This window comes from Microbulbifer sp. ARAS458-1, from assembly GCF_045348205.1.
Classification (GTDB): Bacteria; Pseudomonadota; Gammaproteobacteria; order Pseudomonadales; family Cellvibrionaceae; genus Microbulbifer.
In genome coordinates this window covers 3,074,506-3,090,328 of sequence record NZ_CP155838.1, presented here as the reverse complement: position 1 = coordinate 3,090,328, position 15,823 = coordinate 3,074,506, and the positions used below count along the sequence as shown (strand labels likewise).

Sequence of the window (15,823 nt, the reverse complement as noted above, 5' to 3'; positions counted from 1 at the left end):
GCCGCCGCGCGGCTTTCGGCCCAAGCCTCCGAGAGATTCGAATAAGGACCATCCGTGCAGCGCAGAGCTTTTTTACGTAGTGCCTGTTTAAATAGTTTTGCCGTGGCTGGCGCCATGGGGTGTCTGCCGGTTTCCGCATTGGCGGCAGAGTCAAACAGCGTGGCGCAATCTGTGGATCAGCTTCCGCCGTTGAAGGGTGACCTCACTCTCTATCTGGGGCGCGGAGAAGGGGGACTGTACGAGAATGTTCTCGAGGCAATCCGCAAGCGAAACCCAGGGTTTAATCTGCAAATCCGCCGTGGGGTGACTGCGGCGCTCGCCAATACCATCGTTGCTGAATCCAAGGCCGGAGTACGTCGCGCCGATGTTTTCTGGGCGGTGGATTCCGGTGCTATCGGCCTAGTTGCGGATGCGGGCTTGGCGCGACCACTTCCTGCGGATGTGACTGCGCAGTTGAAACCCGGCTTCCAGTATCCTCAGTGGGCGCCGGTTACCGGCCGAATTCGTACACTGCCGTACAACACGGAGCGGGTGACTCCCGACCGTATCCCCGACAGCGTTATGGCGCTGGCAGACAGTGATCTGAGTATCGGCTGGGCGCCGGCCTACGCTTCCTTCCAGTCTTTTGTGACCGCGATGCGCCTGCTGGAAGGGGAGCAGGCTACTACTGACTGGCTGAAGGGCGTGAGCAAGCGGGCAAAAAGCTACGCCGGTGAACTCGGCGTCGTTATGGGAGTGGAGCGCGGTGAAGTGGATCTTGGCTTTGCCAATCACTACTACACCTTACGTCTGAAAAACGGTAAGCCAGATGCGAACGTGGATCTGGCATTCACCAAGAACGACGCGGGCTGCCTGGTCAATGCGTCGGGAATACTGGCACTGAGCGAGGGCGACCTGCCAATCAATTTCATTCGCTACCTGCTGACCCGTGAAGTGCAGTCTTATCTGGCCAGCGAAGCCTATGAAATTCCCCTGGTGAACAGTGTGCAGCCGCCACAAGGCCTGCCGCCACTCAATACCATTTCACCTCCCAAGATTGATCTCACCCAGCTGGCGGACTTGCGTCCCACTCTCAATCTGATGCGCCGTGTCGGGGTGTTATGACCCGCTGGCCCAGCTCCTACCCACTGGCGGCGCTGATTGCGCTACTGGCCATTCTGCCTATTGGGGTATTGATTGACCTGGCCGCGGATGAGGCGGCGCTGTTCGATGCTCACAACCTGCGCGTGCTCTCCAATACGCTGTTACTGATGGCGTTTACGGTACTGGGCTCCGTGCTGATCGGCGTACCACTGGCATTGGCGACGGCCTACGTGCAGTTTCCCTGGCGCCGACTGTGGCTGGTGATTCTTGCGGCACCGCTGGCAATTCCCAGCTACATCGGTGCCTTCACCATTTACGCGGCATTTGGTCGGGGTGGGGAAATTCATAATCTGCTGGGGATTCCGCTGCCTGCAATGGATGGCTTGCTCGGCGCGTCATTGGTGATGATTCTATATTCCTATCCGTTTGTCATGCTGACCACCCGGGCTTCGCTGTTGAGTCTGGATGCGAGTCTGGTAAACGCGGCGCGCACGCTTGGAATGTCACTGGGAATGAGCCTCTGGAAAGTGGTGCTGCCTCGGGTTGCCACCGGTATTGCTGCCGGCGGGTTACTTGTAGCCTTGTATACACTTTCAGATTTTGGCACCCCGGCGATCATGCGCCTGGATACATTTACCCGTGTAATTTTTGTTGAATACAACGCGTTCGGCCTGAGCCAGGCGGCGATGCTTTCCCTGCAGTTGCTGGTTATTGTCGGCCTAGTACTCTTTCTCGAATCTCGGGTTCGCGGCAGTCGGGAAAAGCCGGGGCGACATTTGACCCTATGGCCAAGTCCTGCCCAGCGGTTGCTTATCGGATTGACGGTGTCGCCGGTCATATTGCTGGCGGTGGTATTGCCGCTGGCGATTTTCGCAGTCTGGCTGGTGCGCGAGGGCAGTGCTGGATTCGATCCCAGATACGCCTGGAACTCGGCCCATGCATCCTTTCTGGCGGCATTGTGCGCGGTGGTGTTGGCGATACCAGTGGCGCATGCGGCGATAGCCGGTCGTGCAGGACGTATTATGGAGCGCGTGACTTACTTTGGCTTTGGTGTTCCGGGAATCGTAATGGGGACTGCGCTGGTTTACGTTGGTCTCAAGCTGCCATTCCTGTATCAGACACTGGGCTTGCTGGTGCTGTGTTACGTATTGCGTTTTCTACCTCTGGCGGTGGGCTCCGTGCGGTCTACTGCGGAAGGCTTGGATTCCAGTCTGGTGAAAGCCGCTCGGGTACTGGGGGCCAGCCCGCGGGAAGCGTTCCAGCGAATTACCCTGCCATTGACCCTGCGCGGCATGATTGCTGGTGCGGCGCTGGTGTTTCTCGAGGCCATGCGCGAGCTGCCCGCCACGCTGATGCTGGGCCCCACCGGGTTTGAAACGCTGGCGACCTACTTGTGGCGGGTATACGAAGCAGGGTATTTTGGCCGCGCGGCCATCCCCGGGCTGTTGCTGGTGTTGATGTCGGCATTTGGGTTGGCTCTGATGTTGTCCGGGGAGCGCCGGGCCGAACTTGAAGTTTCAGGAAAGTAACCGCGGTAATGCTGAACGTAAGCCACCTGTCTATCGATTACGGTTCCACTCGCGTGGTGGACGACCTCAATCTCGCCCTGGGAAAGGATGAGGTATTGATGCTGGTGGGCCCCACAGGATGCGGTAAGACCACCATCCTGCAGGCGCTGGCCGGACTGATACCAGTATCAGAAGGTGAGATCACTCTGGGGAGCTGGCGATCCACCGCAAAGCAACCTGTGCCACCGGAAAAACGCAATGTGGGGATGGTGTTTCAGGACTTTGCCCTGTTCCCGCATCTTACTGTTCAGGAGAACGTCTGCTTTCGCCTCAAAGATACCGCGCTGGCAGATCACTGGCTGAAGCTGCTGGGGCTGGAAAATTTCCGTCAGGCCAAACCGGCAAGCCTGTCGGGGGGGCAAAAACAGCGTGTTGCCCTGGCGCGGACCATTGCACATCAGCCCGCATTTATTCTATTGGACGAGCCACTTTCCAATCTGGATGCCGCTTTAAAAGACAGTCTTCGCTGGGAAATCCGCGAAGCGCTTAAAGCCGCTGGTATCCCCGCTATCTGGGTCACCCACGATCAGGAAGAAGCGCTTTCCGTGGGCGATCGGGTGGGGATATTGAACGGTGGCAAGCTGGAGCAGCTGGATACCCCGGAAAAATGTTTTGGTGAGCCTGCGAGCCGGTTTGTGGCGCGCTTTCTCGGTGAAGCCAGTTTCCTCCCCGGAATGCTCGACGGGCATCAGGTAACCACTGCATTGGGACCGGCACCGGGCATTCCGATTCATGGTGCCAGTGGTGCTGTAGATTTGTTGTTGCGCCCGGATGATCTGTCTCTGGTTCCCTCACAAATGGGCAACGGGGTAGTGGACTGGGTCCGTTACGAGGGGTGCTCGCGCCTGTTTGCTGTTCAGATCGCCGACGGCGTGCAACTCAAGGTGCGCACCAGCCACGAAGTGCAGGCGGAGCCCGGAGCCCGTGTGCAAATGGCAATTACCACCACCCATCCACTGGCTGCCTTTGCCCGGTAGCACTTTTGCGGCGCCTATTTCACACATTATATGTGACCACTTGGTGCTGTTGCCTGACCGCTGGCCAATCTGTGCCCGCTGCGCGGGCAGTTACCGCTCTGGCGCCTCCTGTAGCAAAAAAACCTTGAAATTCGATAGCTCTTTGGGGCTACCCGAAAAAGCTTTCCACAGTGAAGGGTGAACGGATCAGGTTGTTTAGTTACAGCAGAAATTTGTCAAGTCTGATTTGAAACCATTTGTAAGTGACTGATTTGTAATGAAAATTTAATTTGGTTAAATTTTCTTCACAAAGTGGTTACAACGGAGTCATGCGGGCTGGCGGCGTTTTCCCGTATGTTGCGCACAGACATATCCACAGTTTCTGTGGATTGTGAATAAAAAAGCCGGCAATTTGCCGGCTTTTGTACTACGGAGCTGGGTGCCCTCCCCGGGGAGGTTCCGCAGTGAGGGTTTCTGAACTAATTGGTCAGATCAGCGGAAGTTCAGTTCCACCCGGCGGTTCTGCGCGCGCCCGGCTTCTGTTGCATTGGAAGCGACAGGTTTGGTCTCGCCGTAGCCTTTGGCGGTAATCCGCGAGGTGTTCACCCCACGGGAAACCAGATAGCGACGCACCGATTCGGCACGTTGACCGGACAGGCGAAGGTTATATCCATCGTTGCCCTGGCTGTCGGTGTGTCCGGCAACTTCCACCAGGGTGTTCGGCTGGCTGCGCAGGGACTGAACCACCATATCCAGCGCGGTTTCCGCCCGTGGGGTCAGCTTGGCAGAGTTAAATTCAAACTGGATGTTTTCCAGGGTGATGGTCTGATCCGCAACCACGCAACCAAACTCATCCACCTCTGCACCCGGCAGGGTATTTGGGCAGCGGTCGTTCTGGTTGAGTACGCCATCGCCATCGTCATCCAGATTGATCTGCTCTACGGGTTCCTCTTTGGGAGGCGGCGCATAGGCCACAGTAGGTGCGGGTGGAGGCGGGCAGTTCAGTGGGATGCTAATGCCAATACCGAACTGGTAATCGTTCATATCACCAGCGAAAAAGTCGCGCAGGTAGCGTACTTCCGCGCGTACCTTCAGGCCGTTGTCGCTGATCGGGCCGCTGACAATACCGGCACCAAGGTTGAAAAAGGCGTTGGTTTCCTGGATCCCATAGTCGAACTTGGTGTTGTTGTGAGATACGCCGACACCGCCCAGCAGGAAGGGGGAATACCCCTGGCGGCCGTTGAAGTGATACACCACATCCATACCCAGGCCCGCTAACTCTACATCCCCCGACGGAGTCAGGTTACCGGTAAAAATGTAGGGGTTATCGGTGGGTTGGAGCTCAGGTTGAAACTGATTGTCATCTTCATCCAACTTCACACCAAACAGTTGCACTTCGGTGAACCAGTTGCCACTGGTCTGCCAGCCGTAGGCGGCTCGTGCACCGGCGCCCTGGCGCTCGGTGTGGCGGTCTTTATCTACGCGGGTACCCACCGCCATCAGGTCGATATAGCTGGTTTCCTGCGCGGCAACCTGTGTGCTGGCAATCAGTGCGGCGGCGAGCGTGATCCCCGCGGAGGTTTTGGGAGTAAAGAATTTGAAAGGCATAGAAGTCTTCCTTGGCATTTTCATTAGCAGAGATCGTTTTTTTACGCTGGTGTCAGAGGCGTTGGTTTATGGTACGCGCGTTAAGAACTCTTGAGATCGAACGCACTCCATGTCAGAAAAAAATTAGAAGCTCGTTGCTGTTCTGGGCACTTTTACTTCTTCCCGTTACTTTTAGTTGATCTCGGCGACTTTGCCAGTGCTGTGCTAGGGGGAGGGCAATAATTGGCGGGAAAGTTAACGTGTTGATCATGAACCACGACTTGCGCAGAACTTCAGGTGCGCGAGTCCGCCCGGATGTCTGTGGCCGGCGAGGGAGTGTCCTGTGAGAAAAATCGCGCGGGAAACGTCTGCGGATCAGAACTGGTGTCGAAAACTGATCAGTGCCGCGGTGATGGCTACATTCAGGCTTTCAACATCATTCTGCATGGGAATGCGAATACGATGGGTGCAGGATTTCGCGACCGCAGGGCTCACACCGTGGGTTTCATTGCCCAGAACAAAAATGGTTGCCGCCGTTGAGTCCAGAGTGCCCAGTGTATCTTCTGCGTGGGAGGAGAGTGCGCAAACACGCGCCCCCCGATCACTGAATTTTTGCAGGGTGCTTCCCAGCTGGTCACAGCGCAGAATTCGGGTCCTGAACAGTGTGCCGACGCTGGCTTTGATTACCAGTGGGTCGATTTGCGCGCAGCCCTTCTTTGGCAGCAGGATGCCATCGATGCCGCCCGCGCATGCCGAGCGGATAATCATGCCGAGATTCTGGGGGTTGGTGATGCCGTCAAGCGCCAACAGCTCAAAGTGTGTGCCGTCATTTTCCTGCAGAAAAGTCTCCGCGCTGCCGTATTTCGGCAAGGCCAGATCCAGTGCCACCCCCTGATCCTGGCGGGCATTCTTGGAGATGCGCGACAGGCCTTTGCGGTCCCAGTGGGCGACCGCGATTCCCCGCTCCTGCGCTAGCTGCTCGATGCGGGTAATCAGCTGATCCTTGCGGTTGCTGTCTGCCAGATGCAGCTTGTGCACCGGCAGCGAATTGTCTTCCAGCGCCTCCAGTACCGGTTTGCGCCCGTAGATCGTGAGGAGGCTGTCGAAGAAGGCGCGTTTTTTCAGGTATTCGGGGGAGTCGGTCACGATAGCGGTTCGTCAAGAATGGTTTGCAGTTGGCGGAGCGCATCTTCGCTCAAGCCGGTGTTTTTCGCCAGCGGTAACGCTGCCAGTCCTAAGGTGCGATAGAGTCGCTCTGTTTCCGGGCTCGCATGCTGTAGAGCGCTTAGCTGTCGCGCGACGGTCGCGAGATCACCCCTTACCAGTGGGCCCGTGAGCGCCTGCTCCGGGCCGAGGGCGAAGTTGTTGCGCGCGGTCTGCAGCACAATCGGCTCCAGTAATCGCATGGCGGTCTCGCGATCAATACCCGCTGCATCAAACAGCTGTAGGCTCTGCTCCAATAACACTGTCAGGTAGTTACAGGCCATCACCGAGCCCGCGTGGTACAGCACTTTTTGTTCGGGGCTGAGGTGAATGCAGCGGCAATCCAGCGCGAGAAACGCACTTTCCAGTACCTTTACGCCCTGCGGAGCGCCTTCCAGCGCGACTGTGGCACCGGGCAGGTCCGTCAGTGAGCGCCGTGGGTCGGCAAAACTGTGTACCGGGTGTGCGCTTGCCAGGTTGGCCTCACCGCAATGGGTGAGCACAGCGGCGGGCAGGGCACCACTGCAGTGAAATACCAATGGATGTGCAGCCTGTGTTTGGAAAATCGGCGCGAGTGCTGTCGCTGTTGCCTCGATTCGATCATCCGGCACTGCCAGTAGCCAGATCTCCGCGGGGGGCATTGCGTGTAAGGTATCAATTACCGTGCCCGCGCCGATAAATGCCCGCGCTCGGGTGGCGCTAGCGGTCTGGCGATTGAGAATGCCACCGATCGCGAAGACACCGCGCCGGTGCCACAGGGCGGCCAGGGTCTGCCCCAGTCTGCCAGCGCCAATGATGTTCAGAGTGCGCAATCAGTCACCTGCCAGGCAGCTAACATAGGCGGCCACCGCGTTGGACAGGCCCATACTGATGGCATCTACGGTCAGCGCGTGGCCGATGGAGACTTCCTGTAAGCCGGGCAGTGTGCGGTAGCGGCGCAGGTTGATGAGATTCAGGTCGTGGCCCGCATTGACTCCGAGCCCCAGGTGCAGGGCGTGTTCTGCAGCCGCCCAGTGTTCGGCAAAAATGCGATCGACGTCGGCACTCTGGTTGGTCACCGCTTCGGCAAAGGGGCCGGTATACAGTTCGATACGATCGGCCCCGACTTCTTTCGCCAGGCTGATCTGTGCCTTGACTGGATCCATAAACAGGCTGACACGAATTCCCGCGTCTTTAAGCTGCTGGATAATTGGTTCAAGACGTGTGCCGTCGCGCGTCAGGTCAAAGCCGTGGTCGGAGGTCAGCTGGTCGTTGCTGTCGGGCACCAGGGTGCACTGCTGGGGCCGGGTTTCCATGACCAGCGGCAGCAGCCCGGGATAGCTTCCCAGGGCGCCGGCAAAGGGGTTGCCCTCCACATTGAATTCAACGCCCCGCGCGGAGCAGAGTGCCGCGAGGTCGCGCACATCTCCCGGGCGAATATGCCGCTGATCCGGGCGCGGGTGCACGGTAATACCGTTGGCGCCGGCATCCAGGCAAGTGCGCCCGTGGGCGACCACATCCGGAAAGTTGCCTTCGCGGGAATTGCGAATCAGGGCAATTTTGTTCAGGTTGACACTGAGATCAATCACTGGATTTGTTCTCCACTGGGCTGGGGGAGGCGGAAGACGGAGTACTGTCCGAGTCTTTACGTCTGGCTTTCAGTATACGCACTGACATGTTTGGTGCGTCGCGGAAGGCCTTGTGCTGGCCGCGGGGCTCAGCAGCGATCTGCTGTACCACGCTCATACCTAACAGTACCTTGCCGAATACGGTGTAGCCGGGCTTGTCGGCACTGCCATCAAGACGGCTGTTGTCCACGAGGTTGATAAAAAACTGCGAGGTAGCGCTGTCCGGGTTATTGGTGCGCGCCATGGCTATGGTGCCGCGCTGATTCGACAAGCCATTATCCGATTCATTTTTGACCGGGTCGTTCGTCGGTTTCTCTTGAAAATCGAAGGTGAAGCCGCCCCCCTGAGCCATAAAGCCTGGAATTACCCGGTGAAAAATTGTGCCGTTGTAGAAACCACTGTCTACATAGTTCAGGAAATTTTCCACCGTGGCTGGCGCTTTGTCCGCGTACAGCACCAGCTCAATGGTGCCGAGATCCGTTTCCAGTTCGACACGGGGGTTGTTGGTTACCGCCAGTGTGAGGCTGGAAAGACTCAACAGGACAAAGGCGAGCAGAGTGTTGAGTGGGGCACGACAGCTGGAGAGGTATTTCATCTTCTTTTCCGGTAGTGAATACAAATGTCGAACACAAAAAAGGCCCGGTCGGTGACCGGGCCTTGGAATTCTAACCGCAGCACTGGGTATAGGGAAAATTCGGCGCTGTCAGTTGGCCCATTCGGAATTGCGTTTGCGCGGTTTGAAGTGCGGTGCCACCATGGCCAGTATTGCGCCTAGGAGTACAGACACGGCGCCGTACATATACCATTTCTGGGACTCACTGGAAGACAGGCGTTGAATTTCCGCCTGGCTCATGGACTGCTTCTGCTTCAGTAGTTCGTGCTGATTCAGCAGCTTCTGGTGGCGCTGGTTCAGTGCGACCGCATCCGCCGACAGGGATTTCAGTTCCTTCAGTTCTTTCGCCAGGGCCTCGGCGCGCTCCCGCTCGATCTTTAACGCGGTGGTGAGTTTGGTGTTGTCTTCTTCCAGGCGTCGTACTTCTCCGCCAAGGTCCCCCTGCATGCTTTCGATATGCTGCAGGCGCTGCTCTGCCTGTGCCAGTTTGATTTTGGCGACAGGTTCGGATTCTAGATATTGGCGGCGTACCCAGCCTTCCTCACCCCCGGGCGTACGTACCTGCGCCCAGCCGGTATCCGGTGAGTCTTGCAGAAGTGTCAACTTGGTGCCACTGGGCAGGCCGCGATGCAGAATACGGAATTCGTTGCCCTGGCCGGAGCGCATAGGCACGTGCAGTTCATCGGTAATATAGCGATCGGAGCTGATTGCCTGGCTGTGGCTGGTGGCCAGGGTAATCAGAGAGGCGGTGAGTGCGGAAATCAGTTTCTTCATGGTCTGGGAAAATCGGCCTTGGAGAGTCGGGGGTCTCATTTTTATCGTGCTACAGGCTGCCTCAGGGCAGCACCAGCTTGTAGGGTTTGACGGTGACCGAGGCGTAAACCCCCGCCGCCATATAGGGGTCTTGGTCCGCCCACTTCTGCGCGTCTGCAAGTGAGGCGAATTCGGCAACCACCAGGCTGCCGGTGAAACCGGCTTCGCCGGGATCTTCACTGTCGATGGCCGGGTGTGGACCGGCGATCAACAGGCGCCCCTCGTCTTTCAGGCTAGTGAGGCGAGCAATGTGCTCAGGGCGCGCAGTCTTGCGCAGCGGCAGGCTGTTTTCGACGTCCTGGCTGATGATGGCATACCACATGGTGCGTATCGGATTCCTGATTCGTTATCGTTTTCTGCGATCTGTTTTCGGCGATGTAAAGGTACGGTGCAGCCCGCATGGAGTTACTGCTGTACCATGATTTCTTCAAGGGTCAGCCCGGTCAGTTTGCCAATACGGCGAAACAGGAACACCAGCACCAGCATCAGAATGATGGTGGCAGGCAGTGCAATCACCGGGAAACTGAGCGCAGTCATTTTTCCCAGTTCTTCATTGAACGCTGCGGTGCCGGGAGGGCTTTGCAACAGCACTTCGGCGAGAATGTAGTTCAGGGTCGAAGATAAAAAGAATGACCCGGCAATCATCCAGGAAGCCTGCTGCAGGGTGCGATTAAACGCGCTCTCATTGTTTTTGGCTGCGAGACGGTTGGCAATTTTGCCAGTGTCGAGAATTCGGTCGTTGTAAATCAGGGTCCGCACCAGCGGCCAGCGGGTGTACAGGCTGGCGATCGTGAGCACGCCAAGGAGGCCGGGAATGGCAGCTTCCTTGATGGCGATGTATTTTGCATCCAGTTCCAGCAGGCTCATGCCGCCGGTCAGCAGAATACTGACAACACCCAGCGCTGAAAAGAAATTGACCTTGCCGGAGCGTTGCAGATCGCGCAGGCCATATATGAGCGGAAATGCCAGCGCCACAACGATGGCCCACTTGGTACCGAGCCACTCGTCGCCAGACAACTTGGTCAGGATCAAAGTTGGGATGACAATGTTGAGGAGAAGGTTGCCCAGCAGGCTTTCCTTGTGGGGCTTGTCGGTGGAGGTTTCCGCGGCGCTGCTGGACGTCGCTGCCCCCGAATTCGTCTGGTTGCTATCAGTCATCTTCTGTTCCGGTGATAATGCCCGCTGGCTGACCCTACAGCTGTCAGTGGCGAAGTTACTTTCCCCCGTGCGGGGCCTTATCCCTGAAACCGGTGAATCGGTTGAAACGGCAGATCCGCGCTTCTGGCATCTGCCGCGCACCATCGCAACGGCTGCGTGGGCGGTTTAGCCTGCGAGTTACTGAGACAGCTACTGTGGCAGACGGTTCCATTCGGCGTCTACCGGGGTGTGCTGGCCAGGTTTACTTGTTCGGCGTACCGTGTGAGAGCCGCCCGGGTTGGCCCCAATGCGAATCAAATTAGCACGAGTTATGGACTGTGATATGGACACTGCCCGCGTTACCGTGACCAGCGATACACTATCTGGTCAGGTTGATCTGCACTGCCACAGCACTGCATCCGACGGTATTTTAAGCCCTGCGGCGCTGGTGTCGAGGGCGAAATCCGCTGGTGTGACGCTATTGGCGCTTACCGATCACGACACTGTAGCGGGGATTGACGAAGCTGCGGCGACGGCGAGGGAGCAAGGGGTTACCCTGATGCCCGGCATTGAGCTGACCGCACGCTGGGGACGGCGTGTGATTCACGTGGTTGGGCTCAATATTGACCGTGGGTCCGACGCGCTGACCGACGCCATTTCCGAGCGTGCCCGGCTGCGGCGCCAGAGAGCCCGCGAAATCGCCGCACGGCTGGAAAAGCGAGGCTTTACGGGGGCGTTCGACGGCGCGAGGAGTTTCTCTGGCGGGGATGAAATCGGCCGCCCGCATTTCGCGCGCTGGATGGTGGCACAGGGGTATGTGAGCGATACGGCGAAAGCTTTCAAGCGGTATTTGGGGCAGGGCAAAATCGGGGATGTTTCAGTGCCCTGGCCGGCGCTCGCGGAAACGGTCGCCGCCATTCACGCAGCCAAGGGGGCGGCGGTTCTGGCCCATCCCCTGAAGTACGGTCTCACCCGTACCCGCCTTCTGGCACTGTTGAAGGACTTTCAGTCGGCGGGCGGGGATGCGGCAGAAGTGGTATGTGGGCAGCAAAACCCGGTCCAAACCCGGGAAATTCAGGCACTGATGGCGGATGCCGGTGTTCAGGCAGGCCTGCACAGGCCGAATCTTCTGGCCTCCGTTGGCAGTGACTTTCACCAGCCGGAGCAGCCCTGGCGGGCTCTCGGCAGCGTGCACCTACCGGTGGGCGCGGAGCCGGTCTGGGCTCTTTGGCAATCGTAGCCTGTTTCCGGTGGCTGCTCGTCAGAGGTGTTTGTGGCAAACTGGCGCCAATTAAGAGTATTCGCGCAGGTGCTAACTGCGCTTTCTGAGCAAGGGGGTAGCCGTGGCGCAATTCTTCCAGATACATCCGGAAAATCCGCAAGCGCGTCTGATCAGTCAGGCCACCGATATCGTCGCATCGGGCGGTGTCATCGTATTTCCCACTGATTCTGCCTACGCGGTCGGCTGTCGGCTGGGCGAAAAAATGGCGGTTGAGCGTATTCGCGCCCTGCGTCAGTTGGATAAAAACCACAATTTTACCCTGATGTGCCGCGATCTCTCGGAGCTGGCCAGTTACGCCAAGGTGGACAATCAGATGTTCCGCCTGCTCAAGAACCACACCCCGGGCCCCTATACATTTATCATGCCGGCGACCTCCGAGGTGCCGCGCCGTCTCGCCCATGCCAAGCGCAAAACCATCGGTCTGCGTGTGCCGGACAACCCCATCGTGCAGGGTATTATCAGTGCCCTCGGTGAACCCCTGATGAGTTGCAGTCTGATCCTGCCCGGCGACGAGCAACCGCTCACGGACCCATACGATATCCGTGACACCCTGGAGCACCAGGTGGAGCTGGTGATCGATGGTGGTTTTTGTGGCCTTGAGGCCACAACCGTGGTCGATCTCACCGGCGACGAGCCAGTACTGGTGCGTCAGGGATGTGGTGCAATTGATGAAATTCTCGGCTGACGCTGATGTATAATCGCGCGTTTGGCGTGTCCCGCGGGGTCGCCCATTTCCTCAGATGTCCGGTGATTGTGTGTCCAGTGAAGAATTAGAAGAAGTCGTGGCAGCCGGTTCCGACGTGGCACAGGCTGGGCCAGTGGTCGATGAGCTTCCTGCAACGGAAATGCGCGCCCCTGCGAGCGAGTCTGGCGAAGCGTCCGAAGAGGCGGCAGAAGTTGCAAGCGAGCCAGACAGCCACGGCGACAGCACGCCGGATGCAGGCCAGGTGGCGGCGCCCGCAGGTCCCCGTCAGGGGGAAATGCCATTTGCCATGGTCGAAGGCAAGGCATTCACCGATCTTCCCAGTGATCTGTATATCCCCCCGGATGCACTTGAGGTGATTCTTGAGGCCTTCGAAGGCCCCCTCGACCTACTGCTTTATCTGATTCGCCGGCAGAATCTGGATATTCTCGAGATCAATGTGGCGGACATCACTCGCCAGTACATGGCCTATGTGGAGATGATGACCTCCATGCGCTTTGAATTGGCGGCCGAGTACCTGGTGATGGCGGCGATGCTGGCGGAAATCAAATCCCGTATGTTGCTGCCGCGACCACCTGAGGCCGAGGAAGAAGAGGGCGAAGATCCGCGTGCGGCGCTGATTCGTCGCCTGCAGGAATACGAGCGCTTTAAAACCGCTGCGGAGGACATGGATGAGCTGCCCCGGGTGGGCCGCGATATCCACCAGGCTAGTGCCAGCGGCCCGGATCGCAAGCTGACCCGCCCTGAACCCGAGGTTGATCTGAAGGAAGTGCTGGTCGCCCTGGCGGATGTGCTGCGTCGTGCGGACATGTTTGAAAGCCACCAGGTGGAAAAAGAAAAGCTCTCCACCCGGGAGCGCATGACCCAGGTGCTCGACAAGATCAAACACCGCCAGTTCGTGCCCTTTGTAAGCCTTTTCCGGGCGGAGGAAGGGCGCCTTGGCGTCGTGGTGACTTTTCTGGCGGTGATGGAACTGGTGAAAGAATCCCTTCTGGAGCTGGTTCAGAACGACGCGTTCGGGCCTATCCACGTGCGCGCCCGGGGCGAAGTATCGGAGGCGCCTGAAGAGGTGGGCGAAGGCGAAAGTGGTGAAGTCGAGCCGTTTCGCCACACCGACGATACTAGCGACACCGAAGACGCGGTGACCGGGGCTGCGGTGACCGGGGCTAATGAAATGCGCGTCACCCATGGCGATGAACTGGCGCAGGAAAGCGAGATGTCTCCCTCCGGTGGCGAGTTTGCCGCGGGCCGGGAGGACGAACAGGAAATCAGTACCGGACTACCCCTGCGTACGGCACCGGAGTCCAGTGAAGAGTGAGTGAACCCAATACGATGAGTATCGCCCCGGAACTACTGCGCCGGATTGTCGAAGGAGCCTTGCTGGCGGCGGCGCAACCGCTGTCGGAGGACAAGCTTCTGTCGTTGATTGACGAGGGCGAGCGCCCGGAGAAAGCCGAGCTCAAGCAGGCTCTGGAAGATATCGCAGAAAGCTGCGCCGAACGCGGTTTTGAATTGAAACAGGTCGCCAGCGGCTGGCGCTTTCAGGTGCCAGAAGACCTGGCCCCATGGGTGAATAAGCTGTGGGAGGAAAAGCCGCAGAAATATTCCCGCGCGACCCTGGAGACCCTGGCGATCATTGCTTACCGCCAGCCGATAACCCGTGGTGATATCGAGGAAATTCGCGGTGTCGCAGTGAGCTCGCATATTGTGAAGAGCCTTTCGGAACGAGGTTGGATCAAAGTGGTTGGCCAACGGGATGTACCCGGCAAACCCTCGCTCTATGCCACAACTCGCGAATTTCTCGACTACTTCAATCTGAAGAGCCTGGATGACTTGCCGACACTGGCGGAAATCCGCGATATCGAAAGCCTCAATGCCGCGCTGGATCTGGGTGACGGCGCGCCGGCGCCGGCAGACAGTGCAAGCGCTGGCAGTGAAGACGCAGATGGCGCAGGCCCTGACTCCGATGAAGCGACGGATGAAGCAGCCGGTGAGAATTCCGAAGCTGCAGAGAGTGCGGATCAGGAACAGGCTAGCGGCGACGAATTCGACGAAGCTGCCAAGGCGGGTGAACCGTTAACGGGTGAGCAGGATGACGCTGAACGAGACTTCGGTCAGGCATTCGCGGAGCCGGGCGAAGGCGAGGTCGCAGGCGAACCTGACGATCTACCGACAGAAACCACGCACGGTCGCGGTGACCAGGGCTACCCTGAAGGGGCACCTGTGGCACAAGAGCGCGAGCTGTTAGTGGAGCAAACCAATGAACCGGTGGAAGCCGGTGAAGAAGACGTTGCGGACTATGATGAGCCGCGCGACGAACAGGATGAAGATGAACAGCAATCCCCGGAAAATCTCCACCCATGAGTGATGACGCAGCGCCATTGGGCGAAAAACTGCAAAAAGTACTGGCCAGGGCCGGTCTCGGCTCGCGCCGGGAAATGGAGCGTGCCATTGAGGCTGGCCGCGTCACCGTTAACGGCGAAGTAGCCGGGCTGGGTGAGCGGGTCAGCGAAGATGACCAGATCGAATTCGACGGTAAGCGTATCACCGGCGGTGATGAAAACCGCGTGCGCGTGATCCTTTACAACAAGCCCACTGGCGAAATCTGCTCGCGCCACGACCCGGAAGGCCGCCCTACGGTCTACGATCGCTTGCCGCGTCTGAAAACCGGGCGCTGGATCTCGGTCGGGCGGCTGGATTTCAATACCAGCGGACTGCTGCTGTTTACCAATAGCGGTGAGCTGGCGAATAAGCTCATGCACCCCTCCTCAGTGATTGATCGCGAGTATCTGGTTCGGATCCAGGGGCAGGTGGACGACGACATGAAGAAGCGCCTGATCAAAGGGGTTTCACTGGACGATGGCGATGCCCGCTTTACCGATATTGTGGAGAGTGGCGGCGAAGGAACCAACCGCTGGTTCTACTGTGTGGTCATGGAGGGACGCAATCGGGAAGTTCGTCGTCTTTGGGAGTCTCAGGGTGTGCGGGTCAGTCGTCTGAAGCGCGTGCGCTACGGCAGCGTTTTTATTCCCTCGCATGTTCGTGTGGGGCAGTGGATTGAAATGGAGCCGAAGGAGATCGACGACCTGTGCGTCACCGCCGGTCTGCCCAAGCTGGGGCAGCGGGCACTTACCCAGGCTGAGAAAGAAGTGTTACAACGGCAGCGCCGCAAGTTACGCAAATCCCCGGTACCCGCGGGCGGGCGTGTACCCAAGCGCAAAAGCCAATGAGTATTGGGCGCGGATAAAAAAGGCAGCTTCAGGCTGCCTTT

Annotated in this window: 15 protein-coding genes and 1 pseudogene; 8 read left to right on the top strand and 8 right to left on the bottom strand. The window is 58.4% G+C overall.

The genetic code is table 11. The features are described from left to right. Positions 1–54: 54 nt before the first annotated feature. Genes AAFH99_RS12895 through AAFH99_RS12885 form a run of 3 tightly spaced genes read left to right on the top strand, consistent with a single transcriptional unit; the run spans position 55 to position 3,628 of the window. Positions 55–1,104 carry a substrate-binding domain-containing protein gene (locus AAFH99_RS12895; protein ID WP_043315623.1) on the top strand — a complete coding sequence of 350 codons (1,050 nt, stop codon included), beginning with the start codon at positions 55–57 and terminating at the stop codon, positions 1,102–1,104. Further along, positions 1,101–2,612 carry an iron ABC transporter permease gene (locus AAFH99_RS12890; RefSeq protein ID WP_043315625.1) on the top strand — a complete coding sequence of 504 codons (1,512 nt, stop codon included), beginning with the start codon at positions 1,101–1,103 and terminating at the stop codon, positions 2,610–2,612. The genes AAFH99_RS12895 and AAFH99_RS12890 overlap by 4 nt, the downstream gene beginning before the upstream one ends. Before the next feature lie 8 nt (positions 2,613–2,620). Beyond that, a complete protein-coding gene (locus AAFH99_RS12885; RefSeq protein ID WP_406827921.1) occupies positions 2,621–3,628 on the top strand; it encodes an ABC transporter ATP-binding protein in 1,008 nt (335 codons plus the stop codon). Between the two features lie 471 nt (positions 3,629–4,099). Here the strand turns inward: AAFH99_RS12885 and AAFH99_RS12880 are convergent, their stop codons facing one another. The 8 genes from AAFH99_RS12880 to AAFH99_RS12845 all read right to left on the bottom strand — a co-directional run bounded on the left by AAFH99_RS12880 (position 4,100) and on the right by AAFH99_RS12845 (position 10,588). After that, positions 4,100–5,215, bottom strand: coding sequence for an OmpA family protein (locus tag AAFH99_RS12880; protein ID WP_051686824.1), 1,116 nt, complete (start codon positions 5,213–5,215; stop codon positions 4,100–4,102). Positions 5,216–5,569: 354 nt separating this feature from the next. Beyond that, positions 5,570–6,340 carry an RNA methyltransferase gene (locus AAFH99_RS12875; protein ID WP_043315631.1) on the bottom strand — a complete coding sequence of 257 codons (771 nt, stop codon included), beginning with the start codon at positions 6,338–6,340 and terminating at the stop codon, positions 5,570–5,572. Continuing rightward, the gene (locus AAFH99_RS12870) at positions 6,337–7,209 is read right to left on the bottom strand and encodes a Rossmann-like and DUF2520 domain-containing protein (RefSeq protein WP_406827920.1); all 873 of its coding nucleotides are present in this window, start codon (positions 7,207–7,209) and stop codon (positions 6,337–6,339) included. The genes AAFH99_RS12875 and AAFH99_RS12870 overlap by 4 nt, the downstream gene beginning before the upstream one ends. Then, the gene (locus tag AAFH99_RS12865; RefSeq protein ID WP_043315637.1) at positions 7,210–7,965 is read right to left on the bottom strand and encodes a pyridoxine 5'-phosphate synthase; all 756 of its coding nucleotides are present in this window, start codon (positions 7,963–7,965) and stop codon (positions 7,210–7,212) included. Beyond that, positions 7,958–8,599 (bottom strand): peptidylprolyl isomerase, encoded by a 642-nt coding sequence (locus AAFH99_RS12860; RefSeq protein ID WP_406827919.1) that lies wholly within the window; start codon positions 8,597–8,599, stop codon positions 7,958–7,960. The genes AAFH99_RS12865 and AAFH99_RS12860 overlap by 8 nt, the downstream gene beginning before the upstream one ends. A 108-nt stretch (positions 8,600–8,707) precedes the next feature. Continuing rightward, the gene (locus tag AAFH99_RS12855; RefSeq protein WP_043315640.1) at positions 8,708–9,391 is read right to left on the bottom strand and encodes a TIGR04211 family SH3 domain-containing protein; all 684 of its coding nucleotides are present in this window, start codon (positions 9,389–9,391) and stop codon (positions 8,708–8,710) included. A gap of 61 nt (positions 9,392–9,452) precedes the next feature. Then, the gene (locus AAFH99_RS12850; protein WP_043315642.1) at positions 9,453–9,752 is read right to left on the bottom strand and encodes a YciI family protein; all 300 of its coding nucleotides are present in this window, start codon (positions 9,750–9,752) and stop codon (positions 9,453–9,455) included. 83 nt (positions 9,753–9,835) lie between these two features. Further along, positions 9,836–10,588, bottom strand: a complete 753-nt coding sequence (locus AAFH99_RS12845) for a VC0807 family protein (protein WP_043315644.1) — start codon at positions 10,586–10,588, stop codon at positions 9,836–9,838. Positions 10,589–10,910: 322 nt separating this feature from the next. Here AAFH99_RS12845 and AAFH99_RS12840 point away from each other — a divergent pair, with 322 nt between their 5' ends. From AAFH99_RS12840 to rluB, 5 genes and pseudogenes are all read left to right on the top strand, one after another. Further along, on the top strand, positions 10,911–11,807 hold the full coding sequence (locus AAFH99_RS12840) for a PHP domain-containing protein (RefSeq protein WP_051687035.1): 897 nt from the start codon (positions 10,911–10,913) through the stop codon (positions 11,805–11,807). Between the two features lie 103 nt (positions 11,808–11,910). Continuing rightward, complete coding sequence (locus AAFH99_RS12835) at positions 11,911–12,534, top strand: L-threonylcarbamoyladenylate synthase (protein ID WP_406827918.1); 624 nt, start codon at positions 11,911–11,913, stop codon at positions 12,532–12,534. Positions 12,535–12,694: 160 nt separating this feature from the next. After that, a pseudogene (locus AAFH99_RS12830) lies at positions 12,695–13,600 on the top strand (segregation and condensation protein A); the annotation flags it as partial. Between the two features lie 266 nt (positions 13,601–13,866). Further along, entirely contained in the window at positions 13,867–14,916 is a 1,050-nt protein-coding gene (gene scpB, locus AAFH99_RS12825) for an SMC-Scp complex subunit ScpB (protein WP_406827917.1), read from the top strand. Then, positions 14,913–15,782, top strand: coding sequence for a 23S rRNA pseudouridine(2605) synthase RluB (gene rluB, locus AAFH99_RS12820; protein ID WP_043315650.1), 870 nt, complete (start codon positions 14,913–14,915; stop codon positions 15,780–15,782). Before scpB ends, rluB begins: the two co-directional genes overlap by 4 nt. Positions 15,783–15,823 lie beyond the last annotated feature (41 nt).

Coding starts and splice junctions, on each gene's coding strand:
- AAFH99_RS12855 (WP_043315640.1), bottom strand. CDS start 9,391: ATGAAGAAACTGATTTCCGCACTCACCGCCTCTCTGATTACCCTGGCC.
- rluB (WP_043315650.1), top strand. CDS start 14,913: ATGAGTGATGACGCAGCGCCATTGGGCGAAAAACTGCAAAAAGTACTG.
- AAFH99_RS12850 (WP_043315642.1), bottom strand. CDS start 9,752: ATGTGGTATGCCATCATCAGCCAGGACGTCGAAAACAGCCTGCCGCTG.
- AAFH99_RS12885 (WP_406827921.1), top strand. CDS start 2,621: ATGCTGAACGTAAGCCACCTGTCTATCGATTACGGTTCCACTCGCGTG.
- AAFH99_RS12840 (WP_051687035.1), top strand. CDS start 10,911: ATGGACACTGCCCGCGTTACCGTGACCAGCGATACACTATCTGGTCAG.
- AAFH99_RS12845 (WP_043315644.1), bottom strand. CDS start 10,588: ATGACTGATAGCAACCAGACGAATTCGGGGGCAGCGACGTCCAGCAGC.
- AAFH99_RS12860 (WP_406827919.1), bottom strand. CDS start 8,599: ATGAAATACCTCTCCAGCTGTCGTGCCCCACTCAACACTCTGCTCGCC.
- AAFH99_RS12880 (WP_051686824.1), bottom strand. CDS start 5,215: ATGCCTTTCAAATTCTTTACTCCCAAAACCTCCGCGGGGATCACGCTC.
- AAFH99_RS12890 (WP_043315625.1), top strand. CDS start 1,101: ATGACCCGCTGGCCCAGCTCCTACCCACTGGCGGCGCTGATTGCGCTA.